The organism is Prosthecobacter sp. (genome assembly GCF_044226605.1).
Classification (GTDB): Bacteria; Verrucomicrobiota; Verrucomicrobiia; order Verrucomicrobiales; family Verrucomicrobiaceae; genus Prosthecobacter.
The window spans coordinates 89,333-107,744 of sequence record NZ_JBGAGS010000019.1; the positions used below are offsets into that span (position 1 = coordinate 89,333).

The 18,412-nt window shown below is 61.8% G+C and carries 17 protein-coding genes; 9 read left to right on the forward strand and 8 right to left on the reverse strand.

Annotated elements, in window-relative coordinates:
• The first annotated feature begins 234 nt into the window (after positions 1–234).
• Complete coding sequence (locus tag ACILSO_RS24010) at positions 235–1,230, forward strand: alpha-ketoacid dehydrogenase subunit beta (protein ID WP_395740011.1); 996 nt, start codon at positions 235–237, stop codon at positions 1,228–1,230.
• A 48-nt stretch (positions 1,231–1,278) separates the two neighbouring features.
• Positions 1,279–2,571 carry a dihydrolipoamide acetyltransferase family protein gene (locus tag ACILSO_RS24015; protein ID WP_395740012.1) on the forward strand — a complete coding sequence of 431 codons (1,293 nt, stop codon included), beginning with the start codon at positions 1,279–1,281 and terminating at the stop codon, positions 2,569–2,571.
• 613 nt (positions 2,572–3,184) lie between these two features.
• Here ACILSO_RS24015 and rplS read toward each other — a convergent pair.
• Positions 3,185–3,544, reverse strand: a complete 360-nt coding sequence (gene rplS / locus ACILSO_RS24020) for a 50S ribosomal protein L19 (protein WP_395740013.1) — start codon at positions 3,542–3,544, stop codon at positions 3,185–3,187.
• A gap of 147 nt (positions 3,545–3,691) precedes the next feature.
• Between rplS and nadC the strand changes: the two genes are divergently transcribed.
• Positions 3,692–4,528: a carboxylating nicotinate-nucleotide diphosphorylase gene (nadC, locus tag ACILSO_RS24025; protein WP_395740014.1), complete on the forward strand. Its 837-nt coding sequence runs from the start codon at positions 3,692–3,694 to the stop codon at positions 4,526–4,528.
• A 35-nt stretch (positions 4,529–4,563) separates the two neighbouring features.
• On the opposite strand, the gene ACILSO_RS24030 is transcribed toward nadC, so the two are convergent.
• From ACILSO_RS24030 to ACILSO_RS24040, 3 genes are read right to left on the reverse strand one after another with little or no spacing between them, the layout of a single operon-like run.
• Positions 4,564–6,123, reverse strand: coding sequence for a hypothetical protein (locus ACILSO_RS24030; RefSeq protein WP_395740015.1), 1,560 nt, complete (start codon positions 6,121–6,123; stop codon positions 4,564–4,566).
• A 35-nt stretch (positions 6,124–6,158) separates the two neighbouring features.
• Entirely contained in the window at positions 6,159–6,506 is a 348-nt protein-coding gene (locus ACILSO_RS24035) for a hypothetical protein (RefSeq protein ID WP_395740016.1), read from the reverse strand.
• Positions 6,503–7,021 (reverse strand): RNA polymerase sigma factor, encoded by a 519-nt coding sequence (locus ACILSO_RS24040; RefSeq protein ID WP_395740017.1) that lies wholly within the window; start codon positions 7,019–7,021, stop codon positions 6,503–6,505. The genes ACILSO_RS24035 and ACILSO_RS24040 overlap by 4 nt, the downstream gene beginning before the upstream one ends.
• 158 nt (positions 7,022–7,179) lie before the next feature.
• On the opposite strand from ACILSO_RS24040, the gene infA reads away from it, so the two are divergent.
• The 3 genes from infA to ACILSO_RS24055 are packed head-to-tail and all read left to right on the forward strand — an operon-like array spanning position 7,180 to position 8,585.
• Positions 7,180–7,569, forward strand: a complete 390-nt coding sequence (infA, locus tag ACILSO_RS24045; protein WP_395740018.1) for a translation initiation factor IF-1 — start codon at positions 7,180–7,182, stop codon at positions 7,567–7,569.
• 24 nt (positions 7,570–7,593) lie between these two features.
• The gene (locus ACILSO_RS24050) at positions 7,594–8,145 is read left to right on the forward strand and encodes a ribonuclease H-like domain-containing protein (RefSeq protein ID WP_395740019.1); all 552 of its coding nucleotides are present in this window, start codon (positions 7,594–7,596) and stop codon (positions 8,143–8,145) included.
• Positions 8,142–8,585, forward strand: coding sequence for a hypothetical protein (locus ACILSO_RS24055; protein ID WP_395740020.1), 444 nt, complete (start codon positions 8,142–8,144; stop codon positions 8,583–8,585). Before ACILSO_RS24050 ends, ACILSO_RS24055 begins: the two co-directional genes overlap by 4 nt.
• Here the strand turns inward: ACILSO_RS24055 and ACILSO_RS24060 are convergent.
• Positions 8,561–8,791 carry a hypothetical protein gene (locus ACILSO_RS24060; RefSeq protein WP_395740021.1) on the reverse strand — a complete coding sequence of 77 codons (231 nt, stop codon included), beginning with the start codon at positions 8,789–8,791 and terminating at the stop codon, positions 8,561–8,563. The two genes, ACILSO_RS24055 and ACILSO_RS24060, sit on opposite strands and share 25 nt — an antisense overlap.
• A 133-nt stretch (positions 8,792–8,924) precedes the next feature.
• Between ACILSO_RS24060 and ACILSO_RS24065 the strand changes: the two genes are divergently transcribed.
• Positions 8,925–10,343, forward strand: coding sequence for a DUF1501 domain-containing protein (locus ACILSO_RS24065; protein ID WP_395740022.1), 1,419 nt, complete (start codon positions 8,925–8,927; stop codon positions 10,341–10,343).
• A 54-nt stretch (positions 10,344–10,397) separates the two neighbouring features.
• Here the strand turns inward: ACILSO_RS24065 and ACILSO_RS24070 are convergent, their stop codons facing one another.
• From ACILSO_RS24070 to ACILSO_RS24080, 3 genes are all read right to left on the reverse strand, one after another.
• The gene (locus tag ACILSO_RS24070) at positions 10,398–10,553 is read right to left on the reverse strand and encodes a helix-turn-helix transcriptional regulator (RefSeq protein ID WP_395740023.1); all 156 of its coding nucleotides are present in this window, start codon (positions 10,551–10,553) and stop codon (positions 10,398–10,400) included.
• A 157-nt stretch (positions 10,554–10,710) separates the two neighbouring features.
• Positions 10,711–11,073 (reverse strand): hypothetical protein, encoded by a 363-nt coding sequence (locus ACILSO_RS24075; RefSeq protein WP_395740024.1) that lies wholly within the window; start codon positions 11,071–11,073, stop codon positions 10,711–10,713.
• 90 nt (positions 11,074–11,163) lie between these two features.
• The gene (locus ACILSO_RS24080; RefSeq protein WP_395740025.1) at positions 11,164–12,801 is read right to left on the reverse strand and encodes a sensor histidine kinase; all 1,638 of its coding nucleotides are present in this window, start codon (positions 12,799–12,801) and stop codon (positions 11,164–11,166) included.
• Between the two features lie 145 nt (positions 12,802–12,946).
• Here ACILSO_RS24080 and ACILSO_RS24085 point away from each other — a divergent pair, with 145 nt between their 5' ends.
• Both ACILSO_RS24085 and ACILSO_RS24090 read left to right on the forward strand, forming a co-directional pair.
• Positions 12,947–13,597, forward strand: a complete 651-nt coding sequence (locus ACILSO_RS24085; RefSeq protein ID WP_395740026.1) for an RNA polymerase sigma factor — start codon at positions 12,947–12,949, stop codon at positions 13,595–13,597.
• A gap of 149 nt (positions 13,598–13,746) precedes the next feature.
• Positions 13,747–17,856, forward strand: a complete 4,110-nt coding sequence (locus tag ACILSO_RS24090; protein ID WP_395740027.1) for a fibronectin type III domain-containing protein — start codon at positions 13,747–13,749, stop codon at positions 17,854–17,856.
• Positions 17,857–18,412: the final 556 nt, after the last annotated feature.

Genomic DNA, 18,412 nt, shown 5'->3' on the forward strand with positions numbered 1-18,412 from the left:
AGTATATGACAGCCTACGTTCAACTAAACTTTCGGGGAATCGTCAACATCATTTCTAAAAAAAGTTAAGGAATGTTAATAAAAAGACCTGTAAACCGGCACTTTTTCAGCTTTGGGAAAGGGTGTGGAACACTTTTTGTCCCGGGCAGGAGGTTAAGTTTGTCCTTTCTGAACGCAGCCCCCCGCTTGACACCGCCCCGCCCCGACCCGACTTACTGCCCCCTCAAAACCTGCCATGCCCCGCCGAATCACCTACCGCGACGCCATCCGTGAAGCCCTCGATGAAGAAATCGCCCGCGACCCCATGGTCGTGGTCATGGGCGAAGAAGTCGCCCAGTACAATGGCGCCTACAAAGTGACCCAGGGGCTTTGGGACAAGTGGGGAGACAAGCGTCTGGTGGACACCCCCATCAGCGAGGCCGGATTCATCGGCATGGGCATCGGCGCCAGCATGCTGGGCGTGCGCCCGGTGATGGAGCTGATGTTTTGGAGCTTTTACACCGTGGCCTGGGACCAGATCGTGAACAATGGTGCCATGGTGCGCTACATGAGCGGCGGCAAGATCAACTGCCCCATCGTGATCCGCGGTCCGGCCAATGGCGGCACCAGCGTGGGTGCCACCCACTCCCACACCCCGGAAAACATCATGGCCAATTTCCCCGGCATGAAGTGCGTCTGCCCCAGCAATGCCTACGACGCCAAGGGCCTCATGAAGGCGGCGATCCGTGACAATGACCCCGTCATGTTCATGGAGAGCACGAAGCTCTACGGCGAAGAGTGGGAAGTCCCCTCCAATGATGAACTGCCCGGCGGAGAGTTGTACATTCCCCTTGGCCTCGCCGATGTGAAGCGCGAGGGCACGGACATCTCCCTCATCGCCCATGGCAAGGCGGTCATCACCTGCCTGGAAGCCGCCCGCATTCTCGAAGAAGAGCACGGCATCAGTGCCGAAGTCGTCGACCTCCGCACCATCCGCCCGCTGGATGAAGACACCATCCTCGAGTCCGTGGCCAAGACCCACCGCGCCATCTACGTGGAGGAAAACAAGCCCTACTGCGGCATTGGCGCCCAGATCGCCTACATGATTCAGGAGCGCATCTTTGACGAACTCGACGCCCCCGTGCAGCGCGTGTGCAGCCTCGACTCCCCGGCCATCTACAGCCCGCCGCTGGAAGCCATCCAGCTGCCGACCGCCGATGTGGTCGTGGCCAAAGCCCTCGGTATTTGCTGACCTGCCCCTCCCTGCTTCACCCAGAACCTTTCATCTCGTTTTCCCGCCATGCCCAAATTCATCGAAATGCCCAAGCTCAGTGACACCATGACCGAGGGGACCCTCGCCAAATGGCTCGTCAAGGAAGGGGACAAAGTTTCCGTCGGCAAAGCCATTGCCGATATTGAGACCGACAAGGCCACCATGGAGTACGCGAGCCCGTTTGAGGGTACGCTGCACAAATACGTTGCCACGGTTGGCGGCAAAGTCCCGCTGGGTGCTCCGCTGGCCGTGATTCTTGAAGAAGACGAAGCCGCACCGGCCAATCTCGACGAACTCATTGCGAAAGCCCAGGCCTCCGCTGCCCCGGCACCTGTGGCCGAGAAGAAGCCTGCCGCAGCCGCCACGAAGTCCGCCGCCGCGGGCCCGCGCCTGCCGCTGGCCCCACAGCACAAGAGCCGTGCCACCGCCGCTGGAGCCGTTCTGCGTGTGAAGGCCTCCCCGCTGGCCAAGAAGATTGCTGCTGAGCGTGGCGTGGACCTCAACTCCCTCGTAGGCACCGGCCCTGGCGGACGTGTCGTGCGTGCGGATGTGGAAAATGCCCCCGTGGGCGGTGGCTCCGCAGGCCGCGTGGCTGCCACACCTGCCATTCGCCCGGTCATTGGTCCGGATGACGAGCGCGTGCCGACCAGCAGCATGCGCAACATCATCGCCGAGCGCCTGCTGGCTTCGAAGACGCAGATCCCGCATTTCTACCTGCAGATGGAGATCGACGCCGGTCCGCTGATGGAGTTCCGCGCGCACCTCAATGCCTCGGCTGAGAAGAACGGCGGCAACAAGTACACGGTGAATGATTTCATCCTCAAGTCCGTCATCCGCGCCGCCCAGGCCCAGCCGGCGATCAATGCCGCGTGGGATGGCGATGCCATCGTGAAGTTCAAGTCCGTGGGCCTCAGCGTCGCCATCGCCATTGATGACGGTCTTGTGACCCCGGTGATCAAGCAGGCGGAAAAGAAAACGCTGCTGGAGATCAGCCAGAGCGTCAAGGACCTGGCTGGCAAGGCCAAGAACAAGAAGCTCAGCCCGGATGACTTCGCAGGGGGCACTATCACCGTTTCAAACCTGGGCGCGTATGGCATCGACCAGTTTGCTGCCATCATCAATCCGCCGCAGGCGGCGATCGTCGCCATTGGCAGCATTCGTTCCGCTCCAGTCGTGAATGACAAGGGGCAGATCGTGGTTGGTCAGCGCATGTGGGTGGGCCTGAGCGGCGACCACCGCGTCGTCGATGGCGCCGTGGCTGCGACGTTCCTGGCAGAGATGCGCAAGCTGCTGGAGAATCCGGCGCTGATGCTGGTGTAGGATCCTTCGTTGTTAAACAGATGGGAGAGTCCCGCAGGCGATTGTCTGCGGGGTGAGGTGGTTTGCTAGGGCTTGGCGCCTTCGGGAGTTAGGGCTGTTAGATGATTTGATGGCCGCCTCGTGGCTGCATGGGAAGAGCGTGCTCAAAGCAGATCCCCTCTCCCCTCGAGCGCATGGTATCTTCCAAAATTCCCTTGGGGGAGAGGTTAGGGTGAGGGGGGACACCCTGCTGGAGAGGTCACGCGTGATCCCCTCACTCCAGCCCTTTGACTCACTGCGTTCGCCCTTCGGGCTGCCTGCGGCAGTCTATCTCCGCTGCGCTACGGTTCCCCGAAGCGAAAGTTTTGTGCTTAGATTTTCCAAGGGCGTGGAGAGGGAGAGTCGCTTTACTCCGTGCTGCGAACGCTGTGGCGTAGGGGAGTCCCCGTAGTCGGGCGGTTTGGCGGAGGGTGGTGGTGGAGATGCAGCGCTCTCGGCGCCAAACACGACTAACCTACGGTGCGCAGGGCTTGCGGGCCACCTGTTTGGGAACTTGTGGCCTATCCGCAACCACAAAAAAAGGGAGAGCCGGAAGGCCCTCCCTTTTCACTAAAGCACACACACAGTGGAAAAATTAGTTCTCGCTCTGAGCCTGGTCCTTCACGGACATGGCGTCCTTGCCCTGGCGCTGGCGGAGGTAGTGCAGGCGGGCACGGCGCACGCGGCCGGACTTCGTCACTTCCACCTTGGCCACCTTGGGGCTGTGCAGGGGGAACACGCGCTCCACGCCTTCGCCATAGGAAATCTTGCGGACCGTGAAAGCTTCGTTGATGCCGTAGCCTTTGCGGGCGATGACGATGCCAGCGAAGATCTGGATACGCTCTTTGTCACCTTCCACGACTCGGGTGTGGACCTTGACGCTGTCACCCACGGTGAAAGCGGTGACTTCCTTCTTCAGCTGCTCTTGATTGATCTTTTCGATGATGTTGCTCATGACACACTCCTAAATCCGCGCTGCGCAAGGCCTTCAAACAGTCCGGCCGGGGGCGAGGGGCGTGGAAGTTGCCGAGTTCCTGCCATTTGGCAACCTGTTTTTCCCCGTACTGGAAACCGCCCTGCTCCGGCCTATGATCCGCCACCCATGGAAACCACCGTTTTAGCCCTGATCCGAGCCGCCATCGCCGAAGACGTCGGCCCCGGAGACGTCACCGCCGAGTATTTTATTCCCGCAGACTCTCGGTCCAAGGCCGAAATCGTCGCCCGGGAGCCGGGCGTCGTGTCAGGAGCTGAAATCGCCGAGGCGGTCTTCAAGGAGATCGACCCCGCCGTGGAGGTGGAAATCTGCCTGCCGGATGGCAGCCCCTTTGTGCGTGGCAGCGTCCTCATGCGGGTCGCGGGCAGCACCCGCTCCCTGCTGACGGCGGAGCGCACCGCGCTGAACTTCCTTCAGCGCCTCAGCGGCGTGGCCACCCAAGCCCGGCGCTACGTGGAGGCGGTGCAGCCGCACCCGGTGCAGATATGGGACACGCGCAAGACCACCCCGGGCTGGCGGCTGATCGAAAAAGCCGCGGTTAAGCACGGCGGCGGCACGAACCACCGCATGGGCCTCTATGACCACGCCATGGTCAAGGACAACCACCTGGCTGCGAACAGCGACCTCGCCTCCCTCCAGGCCGCCATTCACAGGCTCCGCACCGAGCGCCCCGGTACCCGCGTGCAACTCGAGGCCGATACCCTGGAGCAGGTGGCCGGCTTCCTGACACTGGATGGCGTGGACATGCTGCTGCTGGACAACATGGGGCCTGAAAAATTGCGTGAGGCCGTGAAACTCGTGAACGGCAGATTCTGGCTGGAAGCCAGCGGCGGGATCACTCTGGAGACGATCAAAGAGGTCGCCGCCACCGGCGTGAACGCCATCTCTGTGGGAGCTCTCACCCACTCCTCGCGCGCGCTGGACCTTGGGCTGGATTTTTACTGAGCCGCTGCCTTTTTCCGGAGAGGTCGGCGGGGCTGCTATTTCGCCGCCGTTTCCGTGGCTTCATACTTCCAGGTCCAGTCGCCACGGTAGTCAGGGCTTTTCATCGGGACGGTGTTCTTTTTGATTTCTCCCTGATCATCCTGGCCATCCAGGCCGAGGCTCCAGATCATGTAGCGGCCTGCGTCCGTGGTGCGGTAGCGTAGCGGCTTGCCATCGACCGGATCCTGCGGCACGGCAGAGACAAAATCGGGCACCAGCTCCTGCAAGGCTGCGGGGTATTTTGAGTGCTTCAGGAAAAAGCGCTCCAAAGCGATGGCCGTGAGCGCCTGGCGTTCGCGCACCTGGGCCAAGGCAGCAGAGGTGCTGACGGACGAGATGGCAGGCAGCATGAGGCGGGCCATGATGTAGTCGGGGTGCAGGATGAAATTCTGGTTCGCCTTCAAATCCTTGCTCAGCCCTTCGTCCGCTTTGACCGCCGCCATCACGCCGCCCTGGCGCAGCGGGGAGAGCGAGTGTTTCCACTCCTGCTCTGCGATCACGCTTTTCCAATGGTCAAAAATGCCGCCGGGCAGTGCGCTCAGGGTTTCGAGGGACTTGCTGCGCTTGCCCTCGCCAAACATGGAACCGATGCCGGGTGCGAGCTTCTTTCTGCCTGCGGCGACGTCCTGCAGGTAGTTCATGGCATCGATGCCGCAGGCCATTTCCCCGCGGAAAGCCTGCAGCACGGCCTTGTCCAGATCATGCGCGGCCAGCTGATTTTGCAGCAGGAGGAGCTCCGGCTCGGCAAAGGCTTTGTCTCGCAGCCCCAGCCAGAGGCCTTCATTGACCATCGCCTCTCCGGCGATGCCCACCAGGCAGCCGATGAGCAGAGGTTCTGCTTCACAGGCAAGGCTGATCTTCTCCGCTGCGAGCAGACTGCGCGCGGCCTCAGCTCCCTGTTTGGCATCGATGGCCGCACGGGCGCGCAGCAGCAGCATGCGATTCAAACTCTGCGCACCGGAATAGTGGTGCAGCGGGAGGGAGAGCAGCATCTCGGGCAGCTCGCGCTCCGCCAAGCCAGGAATGAACATGGACTGGCTGCGTTGCGGTGCCAGATCCGACAGCTCCTTTAGCAGCGGGAATTTGGCGTCCAGCGTGGTCAGGATCTCGGTGCCGGCCACGGCGGGTGCTTCTGGCAGGACGACGGTCTTGCCGTCACGCAGGTATTTCACCCATTCCTGGATGTCGGAGGTCTGGCCTTTTTCCACACCGGTGAGGGCGGGCATCTTGACGCTGGCGGCTTCCAGCTTCATCGCCTCCAGCGCTTTGCGCTTTGCCCCGGGCTCACCCTTCTTGTCATCATGATCGACCGTCTCCGTGATGCCGCGGAGCGCCTCGATGGCGAGAAGGTTTTGAGCCTCCGGAGGCGTCTTTGGCAGCACCTTGCGGAAGTCGAAAGTCTCGCCCTCCTTTTCGATCATGGCCTTGGTTTCGGCCCAGCGGCGCCTGCCGCTCCAGTTTATCCAGGCATAGAGCAGGAGGGCGAGGGTGATGGCGGTGATGAACAGCCAGAGGATGATGCGGACGTAGCGTTTGGAAAGGAGATGACGAATCATGGTAGGAAATGGAAAAGAGAGGAGGCACGAGGGGGTCAGTTGGAGGCAACCAGGGCGGCGATGGCGGCGGCACGCTGGTCCCACAGGAGGGCGGGCGGCGCGGTGCTGTCCGGCATTTCCGCGCTGTAGGAGGGCAGCGGTGCGGCGGGTTCGGGAGGAGTGGTGAAATACATCACTACCGTGGCCGCCCAAGCGAGGCTCCAGCCTGCCACCAGCCAGCGCGGGGCGCGGGCTGCCGCCGGTGCAGCATGCGTTTTGGGCATCACGGGCGGCGCGCCAGCGGCGGCCGCGGCCTGCAGCATTTCACTCCGCCACTCGTCTGGCAGAGCGCGCCGGCGCAGGGCGCGCAGGTCGTTTTCAAAAGCGTCGGGATTGGTGTTCATGACGGTTTCAGTTCATCGTAAAGGGGCCGCAGCTCGCTGCGCAGCTTCTCCAGGGCGTAGCGGTAGCGGCTGGCGGCGGTGTTTAGGGGGATGCCCTGCACCTCCGCGATCTCCTCAAAGGTCAGGCCATCCCAGAGCTTGAGCTGGGCCACGCTGCGCTGCTCCAGCGGCAGCAGCGCCAGCGCGCGCGTGAGGCGCTGTGCCAGCTCGGCCTGGTCCGGGTCATCGTGCGCGGCGAACATCTCGGCCGGCGCCTGTGCGTGCGCCTCCTCCTCGGCGCGGCGGCGCACGGTGTGGCGGCGCAGCCAGTCGATGGCGTGGTGGTGGGCCATCCGCAGCAGCCAGGCCCGCATGTTGAGGATGTCCCCGGGGATCTGCTGCCGTGCCAGCTTCATGAAAAGCTCCTGCAGCAGGTCCTTGGCGTCCGCCTCGCTGCCGGTGAAGCTGGTGAAGTAGTGGAACAGGCCCGCCCCGTGGGCGTCGTAGAGGTCGGGCAATGTCGGGGCGGCGGGCATGCAGGTGCAGTTTCACGGACAGGACGCGCGGCGGCGAGATTTTTGTCTGCACTAATTCCGCCGAATGGGCCGGCGGGGGCTTTCCCGTCAGCCACGGCACAAAATTACCCTTGTAATCCCTCCTACTGGCAGCATCCTCTCGCCCAACTTTTTCACGCATGTCTCGTCCCCCTAATCGCGGTCCATCACGCAGCGGACCACCCAATCGTGGTCCTGGTCCTTCACGCGGCGGCCCGCCCAACCGTGGTTCCGGCCCTCCCCGTGGCGCTGGCGGCCCGCCTCGTTACGCCGCTCCTCCACCACGTCCGCCAGAGCCTGAAGAAACCGGCAAGCAGAAGGAAGAAGCCATCGAACTCGAAGGCACCATCGCCGCCGTGCTCGCGGGCACCATGTTCCGCGTGAAGCTGCGCAACGGCCACGAAGTGCTCGCCCATATCTCCGGCAAGATGCGCAAGAAATTTATCCGTCTCGTCATTGGCGATGCGGTGAAGATCGAAATGTCCCCCTACGACATGGACAAGGCGCGCATCGTTTACCGCATCGGCTAAGCCTCCGCCCGGCTCTCGCGAACCATGGCAGGAGACATCGTCTATTTCGACCTCGAAACACGCCGTACGGCGAACGACGTGGGCGGCTGGGGCAACAAGCACATGATGGGCATCTCCGTCGCGTGCACTTTCAGCACCCGGCTTAACGAATACAGCATTTTCACGCAGGACGAAACGCCTGCGCTGATCCGGCAGCTCAAAAATGCGGACCTCGTGGTGGGCTTCAACCACATCGGCTTCGACTACGAAGTGCTGAAAGGGCATGACCTGCTCTTTGACTCCGCCGATCTGCCGCACAGCCTGGATCTGCTGATCGATCTCGAGAAGGTCCTCGGGCATCGCATCAAGCTCGATGCCGTGGCCGCGGCCACGCTTGGCACGGGTAAGACGGCCGACGGACTCGACGCTCTCAAATGGTGGCAGCAGGGAGAGGTGGCGAAGATCGCCGAATACTGCTGCTATGATGTGAAGGTGACCAAGTGCGTGCACGAGTACGGCATGCAGCACGGCCACGTGAAATACCATGACCGCAATGGCCGCGAGCAGCAGGCCAAGGTGGACTGGAAGGCCGTATGATGAAGCCGCTGCTCCGCCTCCTTCTACGTGCAGGCTGGGCGCCGGTGGCGGTTCTGTTTTTCCATCAGCTGATCATTCATTCGCCCAACCGGCAGAAGCTGGACTTTGTGATGCATTACAGCGGGGGTGTGGCGATCTCGTTTTTCATCTGGCATGCGCTGGACTGCTTTGCGCACTGGTTTGGGCAGCTCACGGCCTTCGCGCGCTACCTCTTCACTTTCTCGCTGGCCTGCACGGTGGGCCTGTTCTGGGAGTTCGCAGAGCTTTTCTCCGACATCGTGCTCCACACGCACATCCAGTACAGCATCCGCGAGACGCTGCGTGATCTCGTCGCTGATGCGACGGGCGCGATGACGACGCTGACGGGAGTGTGGGTGGCGCGATGCTTCACGCAGGCAAAGGAAGCGCCGCAGGCTCAGCCTCCAGAAAGCCAGGTTTGAAACGCGGCCTCGGCGCGCTGCAGCATCTCGGCGCGGCTGTGCTTCACATCGCTGAACTGGCTCCAGCGGGTGGCGTCCTCATCACGGCCTTCGATTTCCGCGATGAATTCGAGCACCAGCGCGAGCTTGTCCGCGTGCTGCTCGCGCAGGTAGGCTTTGCAGTCGGTGGCGTTTTGTTGCAGTCGGTTTTTGGTGCCCAGTCCCATGCTGTATGGATAAAAGCATGACTGCCGCTGTGCAAGAAGGGGCTGTGCTGCCCGCGCATGGGCGGGTGACCGCGGGGCATCTGACAAAACACGCGCGCAATCTCCGCCTGCCGGCGCACGTTTCATCTCTGTCATGACCACGCCCGCTTTTCTCGATGTCTCCCGCCGCCAGTTTTTCCGGCAGTCCGGCCTGGGGCTTGGCTCCATGGCACTGGGCTCCATGCTGGCGCGGGATCTGCCCGCAGCCGGTGCCATCGCAGGGCCGCGGCCGCACTTCGCGCCGAAGGCCAAGCACATCATCTACCTGCACATGATCGGCGCGCCCTCGCAGCTGGATCTGTATGATTACAAGCCGCTGCTGCAAAAGATGGACGGCCAGACCTGCCCGGAGGAACTGACGAAGGGCAAGCGCTTTGCCTTCATCGGCGGCGAGATGAAGCTGGCGGGCACGGAATTCAAATTTCAGCGCCACGGCCAGAGCGGCCTGGAGCTGAGCGAGCTGCTGCCGCACCTGGGCACGGTGGCGGACGACATCTGCGTGGTGAAGTCCCTGCACACAAATGAGATCAATCACGCCCCAGCGCAGATGTTTCTGCACACCGGCTTTGGCCAGGGCGGGCGGCCCAGCATGGGCGCGTGGGTGACGTACGGCCTGGGCACGGAGAACCGCGACCTTCCCGCGTATGTGGTGCTGCTTTCCGGCCCCGCCGGCGGCGCGGGCTCGACGCTGTGGAGCACGGGATTTCTGCCGAGCGTGTACCAGGGCATTCAGTTTCGCGGCAGTGGAGAGCCGGTGCTCTTTCTCGGCAATCCGCCCGGACACAGCTCCACAGACCGCCGACATGTTCTGGATGCGGTGAAGGCGCTCAATGAGCAGCAGCTAGGCATCGTGGGAGATCCGGAGATCGCCACGCGCATCAGCCAGTATGAAATGGCGTACCGCATGCAGACCAGCGTGCCGGAGCTCATGGACATCACGCGTGAAAACAAGGCCACGCTGGACATGTATGGCGCGCAGCCGGGCAAGGCCTCCTTTGCCAACAACTGTCTGCTGGCGCGGCGACTGATCGAGCGCGGCGTGCGCATGGTGCAGCTGTTTGATTCCGACTGGGACCACCACGGTGGCCTGAAGCAACGACTCACCGCGAAAGCGAAGGATGTGGACCAGCCCATGGCCGCGCTGGTGCGCGATCTCAAACAACGCGGTCTGCTGGATGAAACGCTGGTGATCTGGGGCGGGGAATTTGGCCGCACGCCGCTGCGTCAGGGCGCCAATGGCGACGGCACCAAGACCTCACCGGGCCGTGACCACCACAAAGATGCCTACACGATGTGGATGGCCGGCGGCGGCACCCGGCCCGGCACCGTCTATGGCAAGACCGATGACTTCGGCTTCAACATCGCCGAGAACGGCGTGCATACGCATGACCTTAACGCCACGGTGCTCAATCTTTTGGGCCTGGACCACGAACGCCTGACTTTCCGGTATCAGGGTCGCGACTTCCGCCTGACGGATGTGCATGGCGAATTGGTGCCGGGGATCATGGCGTGAGCTGAAAAGCCATTTCGTTCCGGAGAGAGGAGCCGTGCGTTGGGTCGCTCGGGATTAAAGGAGCATCATTTTGGGCAGCATCGCGATCACCATCATCACTTTGGAAACTTTCATGCCCATGCGGATGGCGATGGTTTCGGGGGATTTGCCGCGGGCGAAGAGGCTCTGAATTTCCTTCTCTTTCGGGGTCAGGTTTGGTTTGGGAGTCATACCTAGTGATGACAACGCCACGCCTGTCGGCGTTCATTGAACGGTGCGGACCATGACCTCAGTGTGTTGCTAGGGCGTTCGGCATTTCGTACTAAATGCCAGGCATTATTTTGAATTGTTCGGGTCAAATAGCTGATAACCAGTCGTTTATGGTTGATCACGCGGGTATCTGGGAGGCGCGTGATCGGGCATAGTGTGCCGGTTGGCTCCCGATCATGTGGGTGTGGTCAAAGAGGCAGACGAACAGGCCGGAGACGCCGGCCAAGGCATAGAGCTGGAGGGCGATCAGCGCCAATGCCTGGAGGTCGTAGCGGCTTTTTCGCGGACCGCGGGTGGTCTGGATGAGCATCACGAGAAACAGGAGAAGCAGGACGCCTGTGGCCACGGGAAATGATTCAAGATAGACCGCGGCCAGCTTGGGAAGATCGTCGCGGGGGAAGAGTTTTTTCACGCTGCTAATCCCGCGCGCGGACATGAGCGCCATGAGCAGACTGGAGACGAGGACGGTAAACCTGAGCATGGGAAAAAAGGATACCGTGAAATGGCGGAAAAGAATACCATGAAATGCCATACGGGATTCTTTGCTCACCGCCGCATGCTTTGGAGGGCATCACACCGCCTGTGTTTCCTCTGCTGGCGCGGCCATGCGCACTTCAAATATGGTCTCGTCCTCCTTCGAGCTGACCAGCCGCAAATCAGCGCCGTTGGCGCGGGCGAGCTCGGTGGCGATGTTCAGGCCGAGGCCGAAGCCGTCGGTCTGGCGGGTGTGGGCTTTGTCGCCACGGAAGAAGCGCTCGAAGAGGCGCTGCTGGTTCTCAGGGGGGATGGCAGGGCCGGTGTTGGTCACGGTGAAGACGATTTGTGCCTCCTGCCGCGCCAGCTGCAGGGCCACCCGGCCCTGTGGGCGGTTGTACTTGGTGGCGTTGCTCAGCAGGTTTTGAAACACCTGCCGCAGCAGGGCGCGGTCCGCATGGGCCATGATCCCCGGCTCGATGTGATGCTCCAGTGTCAGCCCGGCCTGCTCGCAGAGGATTTCACCGTCTTCGAGGAGGCGTTCCAGATCGGCGCTGAGGTCGTAGGTTTCCGGGTGGGTGGGCAGGCGGCCCGCATCGGCCTGGGAGAGCAGCAGCAGGCTTTGGGTGATCTGCTTGAGGCGGGTGGCTTCCTCAAAGAGGGAGGCAAAGCGCTCGTGCTCGGCGCTGCCGGGCGTGGCGTGTCGCACGGCGTCATCCAGCTCCGCCAGCATGATGGCCAGCGGTGTTTTGAGCTCGTGGGAGGCGTCTGCCGTGAAGCGCACGGCCTGCTGGAAGCTGCACTCCAGGCGCTGCATCATGCCATTGAGCACGTCGATCAGCTGGGCAAATTCTCGGTTGTCATCCCGCTGCACGGGAATGCGCTCCGCCAGGTCGCTCGCTGTCAGGCGCTGCGCGGTGCCCACCACGCGCTCCAGCGGCCGCATGGCCTGTTTGGAAGTCCACAGCGCACCCACTCCCGCCAGCAGCAGGCCCAGCGTGCCCGCGCCCACGTACCACCACGCCATGCGGTTGATCTCGGCATAAAAATCCGTGAGCGAAAGGCCGATGAAAATGGTGTAGCTCGGGCTGCTGAAGGCTCCGAAGCGCCAGTCGATGCCGCCGGATCGGGCGGTGAAAGTGGTTGGCTCGCGGACCATGGGCATCTGCGGGCGGAAGGGCAGATTGCGGTCCTGCGGCGGCGGCTCAGGGTCAAAGCCGGGCGTTCCCAGCAGATCATCAAATCCACCGCCCCTGCGTGGCGGTGGCTCATGGCGGCGGCCAGGCGGACCACGTCCGGGAGCGCCTCCAGGGCCAGGCCCCGGCGGGCCGTCCCCTTGGGGCAGAGGCGGGGCGCTCCGAATTTCCTCAGAAGTCGGGAAGCAGCTGCGGAAGTACACGTCCAGGTCCTTGGGCGCGTTTGGCGTGGCAAAGATGGTCTTTCCCTGCGCATGCTCCTGCACCACGAGGACCGCATTGCTGCCCTTGCGGTCCGGTGAAGTGCCAAACACGAGATCCGCGATCATCTTGAACTGCTCATCTGTCGTATAGGGGTCGATGCGGTTCCACACGCGCTGCGCCGGCGTGGTGATGCGGTCGTCCACGCTGCGCTCCAGCGTCTGGCAGGCATACCACCACGCCGCACTGCCAAAGCCCGCCACCAGCAGCCCGGCGACGATCATCGTCTGCAAAGCCAGGCGGGTGCGGAAGCTGCGGGTGTTGGCCGGGGCGCTCATGCAAAAGGAGAGGGAAGGGAGGGAACACCGGAACTCTCATGCGGGCCGCACCGGCACGCACGAAGATAAATGCCTATTAATGTGTGCCCGCAGGCGGGCGTCATGCGCGGTTGTTCCAATACTCGCAGAACCACCCCCCACCGCCATGCACCTCGGAGAAGACCACGCCCCCAGCCACAGCAGTCGCAGAAGCCATACCACGGATTCTTCCGTGCTGAACGCCACCTCCATGCTTTACAGCCGCCACTGGCCCGTGCTCTGCGCCTTTGCCCGCGCACGCGGCTGTGAAATGCACGATGCCGAAGACGCCGTGCAGGAGCTTTTTGCCAAGCTCGTCGCGCAGGGCCAGCACGAGCGCGCAGCCGCCATCGTGGACCACGGCGAACAGGCAGCCTTCCTTTTTGCGCGGCTGCGCACCCACCTCATCAAACGCTGGCAGCACCGAACCCGTCAGCGTCGCGGCGGCGGAGTGGTCTGCTTTTCCCTGAGCGATGAAAATGGCGAGAACATTGATGTTCCGGACACCCACGCCTCTCCGGACGGCGAACTCGACCGCGACTGGGCCCGTGGCGTCCTTGAGCGCGCGCTGCACGCCTGCAGTGTGGAGCTGCACGCCCAGGGCCGTGGAGAAATCTGGGACTGCCTGGAGGAAAACATCGTCAGAGGCTGCCGCGCCGCACGCCCGCAGAGCGGTGCCCTGCGCACCGCTCTGCATCGGGCCAAGCGCCGCCTGCGTACTCTCATCCTGGCAGAGTGCCGTGAGGATGAAAGCACCCTGCACGCCGTGCTGGCGTAAAGGATTGGCGTATGCGCAAGGGAAGTGGTGAACATTCCCGCAGCAAATGTGTCTTCTAACGGGCACCATCGATGCTGCGCCTTCTGGCATTGACGCATTTGGGCTGGTGCGGTTAGTCTGCACGTCTTTTTCCCCAGATCATTCCAACCATGGCCTTGCGTTTTTATTCCCTCAGGGATCTTCGTCTGCTCGTTGCAACTTCATGCCTGCTGCTCTTTACCGCGGCGGCGCATGCTTTTGTGCCCAATGCTCCAGCAGCCCTCGGTGCCGCTGTCAGGGATCTCAACACCACCACCAATTCCAACACGGTTTATTTTACTTTCGATGACAACTCGACCAACGAAACCGGCTTTGATCTTACCTATACCCTCAACAATGGAGCGGAACAGCATTTTCAGGTTCTCTCAGGTGACATAAACTATACGACCGCTACCACGACTGGAACTGGTAATGTGATCATTGCATTAGGCCTCCCGACCAACGGCGTTTCCACCTGGAAGGTGGCTGCATATGCCGGAAGTGCCACGGCGGGGAACACATCTGCCTACACTAACCTCATTTCCGTTTCGACTTACGACTTCAATACTCCGGCCATCGCCTTGATGACCAACACTAATGAAACCGCGTTGAGGTTTGCCAACGTGGATAACGCCTCTGGGGAAGCCGGGTACTTTTATGAATACCGCGTTCCACCAGCAGCCTTTGCCACCGCATACATCTCAGGCGCTAATGTCTCCAATTTGAACCTTAGCGGCTTCGCGCCTGGCACTGCCTACGAATTCCGCATTCGCGGCTTCAAGGGTACGTCCGCCAGCCCCACCAGTCTCACTGCGTATTCAAATACCTACGCCATCAGCACACCATTCTCTGCGCCCACCGGTTTCACGGCTACGGTGAATAATGACTCAACTGTCTCTTTCACCTGGGCGGACAATTCCAGTGCGGAGACCGGCTATGAAATCCAGTACAGCATCTCCGGGGCAAACAACTTCAAGAAACTCGGCGCCGCCAGCGCCAATGCCACCAGCATCACCCTGGGCGGCTTTGGTCCGGGACAGTCCAGCCTCAGCCCCAATCAGGCGTATGATTTCAAAGTGCGCGCCATTTACAATGACGGCGCTGCGGTCAGCAGTTCCGCATTCTCCTCCGTGGTGACCAAGTCCACCAAGGACGGTTTCACCAGCGCCACCTACAAGCAGATCCCCTGCAACCAGCCTTTCACCTATCAGGCGGTGGTCACCGCGGCTGCTTCCCGTAGTACATGGAGCATCTCCAACCTGCCCGGGGGTCTCACCTTCAACCCCTCCACCGGCCAGATCACCGGCACTCCGACAGCGCCTGGCGTGACCAACTGCCCCATGACCTCCAGCTTTGTCGGCGGCGCGACAGCCAGCACCACGCTGACACTGCGCGTCGTGCTGCCTCCCACCATTGCCACCACGATCCCAGCCCAGTACGTCGCCAGTGGCGGCAATACCTCCATTCCTCTCTCGGACAAATTCACCGACCCTGACACCACTTCTGCTGCCCGCCTGGTCACCAGTCAGGGCACCATGGACTTCATTCTCTACGACACGGCCACTACGACCCAGAACGCCACCCCGCAGACGGTGGCCAATTTCCTCAGCTACATCCGCAACTACGGCGTGTCGGATACCACGAACAAATACGACGGTGCGGTCTTCCACCGCTCCATTCCAGGCTTCATTGTGCAAGGCGGCGCCTTCAAGGTGCAGTCCTCGCCAAATAACTTTTCCTCCATCGTCACCGCACCTTCGCCCATCAATGAACCGGTGAACTCCAACACCCGCGGCACCGTGGCCATGGCCAAGCTTGGAAGTGATCCAAACAGCGCCACCGATCAGTTCTTCGTCAATCTCGCCGACAACAGCGGGAACCTTGACCTTCAAAACGGCGGCTTCACCGCCTTCGCCCGTGTCGCTGGCAATGGCATGGCTGTGGCAGAGGCCATCGCTGCCCTCCCCATGGTGGACTCGCTGGTCAATGTCGGCGGGTCGCCGACGACCACGCTCACCGACTGGCCGCTCTCCAGCAGCAGTGTCTCGATGGACACATCCAAGGTCGTCTCCATCACCTCTGCGACCAAGAATGTTCCTGTGCTCACCTACGCCATCACCGGCAACACCAATGCCTTCGCAGTCACCCCCAGCATCAACACTGTGGTGGACGGCTCCGGGAACAGCAGCAGCACCTTGCAGCTCGCGAGTTTTGCCGGCGGCCAGAGCACTGTGACTGTGACTGCCACGGATTTGGATGGAAACTCCGTTTCTCAGACCTTTACCGTGACTGTGGCCCAGGCGCCCACCGTGTCTTCCCCGAGCAGTACCAGCATCACCGCCACGACTGCAACACTGGGCGGAAACGTCTCCAGCGACGGCGGCGCGCCGATCACCGAGCGCGGAGTGGTTTATTCACCCACCGCCACGAACAACAATCCTGCTCTCAATGGCACAGGCGTGATCAAACTCGTGGCCAGCGGCACGACGGGTGTCTTTACCACTCCTGCCACCGGACTGGCCCCGGGCACCGGGTATTCTTTCAAAGCCTATGCCACCAACGGCGTCGGCACCACTTACACCTCAGTTTCCTCCTTCACCACCAGCACCCAGGCCCCGACGGTTAACACGCCCACCACCGCCAGCATCACCGCCACGGGCGCGACTCTCGGCGGCACTGTAGCCAGCGATGGCGGAGCCACCATCACTGAGCGAGGCATCGTTTACTCCGTCACCACCACCAATCCTGATCCGGTTATCAACGGATCAGGTGTGATCAAGGTTCCCACCACAGGCACCACGGGTGTCTTCACCGCACCTGTCACCGGCCTCTCTCCCAACACCGGTTATTCGTTCAAAGCCTACGCCATCAACAGCCTCGGCACGACCTATACCACACCAGCAGCCACCTTCGCCACCTCCGCGCTCTCACCCACGGTGACCACCGCCACCAGCGCCAGCATCACCGGCACGACCGCCACGCTTGGCGGCACTGTTGCCAGCGACGGCGGCTCCACGATCACAGAACGAGGCATTGTTTACTCCGTCACCACCACCAATCCTGATCCGATCATCAACGGCGCCGGCGTCATCAAAGTTACCACCACAGGCACCACGGGCATCTTCACCACACCCGTCACCGGTCTGTCTCCCAACACCGGGTATTCGTTCAAGGCCTACGCCATCAACAGCATCGGCACCACCTACACCTCGGTTTCCACCTTCACGACCCCAACACAGGCGCCCACGGTGACCACTGCCAGCACCGCCAGCATCACTTCCACGACCGCAACGCTGGGCGGCAACGTCACCAGCGATGGCGGCTCTGCCATCACCGAGCGTGGCGTCGTTTATTCCGTCACCACCACCAATCCTGACCCGCTCATCAATGGCAGCGGAGTGACCAAGCTGATGTCCAGCGGCACAACCGGCGTCTTCACCGCAAACGCCGCAAGCCTGGCACCGAACACTGGTTATTCCTTCAAGGCTTATGCCATCAACAGCGTGGGGACCACCTACACCAGTCCGGTTTCCAACTTCACCACCTCCGCAACGCCGCCTGGTGCCACCACTTTGGCCGCGAGCGCCATCACTTCCACCAGCGTGACCCTGAATGGCAGCATCGTCGCAAACAACAGCAGCACGACCGTGTCCTTCGACTACGGTACCTCCGCCAGCTACGGCACCAATGTGGCCGCCACTCCAGGCACCGTCACTGGCAGCACGACCACCGGTGTCAGCACCAATGTGACCGGCCTTGCGCCGGGGACCACCTACCATTTCCGCGTCAACGGCACGAGCACGGCGGGCACCACCAATGGCACGGATCTCACCTTCACCACTCTGAGTTCCCTGCAAAGCTGGCGCCAGACCTACTTTGGCACCACGGCCAACACCGGCAACACGGCGGACAACGCGGACTATGACAAAGATGGCATCCCCAACTTGATCGAGTATGCGCTGAAGCTGGACCCTACGACTGCGAGCAAGCTGACCTATACGGCGGTCGTCAACGGCGCGAACTTTGAATACACCTACTCGCGCAGCACTGCGGCGGTGAACGCTGGTTTGATCATCAATGTGGAATGGATCAACACCTTTGCCTCCGGCAGCTGGAGCACTGCGGGTGTGACTCAAAACATCCTCAGCGATGACGGCACCACCCAGCAGGTGAAGGCCGTCATTCCCACCAACAGCGCCACGGCCAAATACGTCCGCCTCTCCGTCTCTCCGCCGCTTTGATGGCAGGCTTCCGGCGGGAGCATGGACGCCGGCGTGATCGTGCAAGGGGATGAAAACAGGTCTGGGCTGCGTCTCCGCACTCAATCAAACAGAGCAGGCGAACTCGAGGCGTCTGTTTGGAGGCTGGTTGCGTGAAGTCCGTTTCCAGAACCGGCTGAAGCCGGTACTACAATACATGCGTTGGCTCTCTTTGAATCAGGGGTGATGCGGGGCTTCGATTTGTCAGCCGGGGCAGTTGAACTCCGATCGGTTGGATGGTGGGATCGGGAGTCATACCACGATCAGTTGAAAACAGGTCTGTTTTCAAAAAGGCTGCAAGGATATAAGCCGCAGCGCAGACGCGGGCGCGCCAGCGTTCTTGTATGTTGTTTTCAGGTTCCCGCATTGAGCTGCATTGCATAAGATGCGGGGCCGATTTTCGGCACCTGGGGGCGGCCGCCCCCAGGTGCCGGGCAGCACAATGACCGCCAGCGTCTTTGCACCGCCTCACGGCGAGTCCGAACTCCAGCTTGGTCTTGTGCTGCCTCATCGGTTTGAGATCGAACAGTTGCCTGAA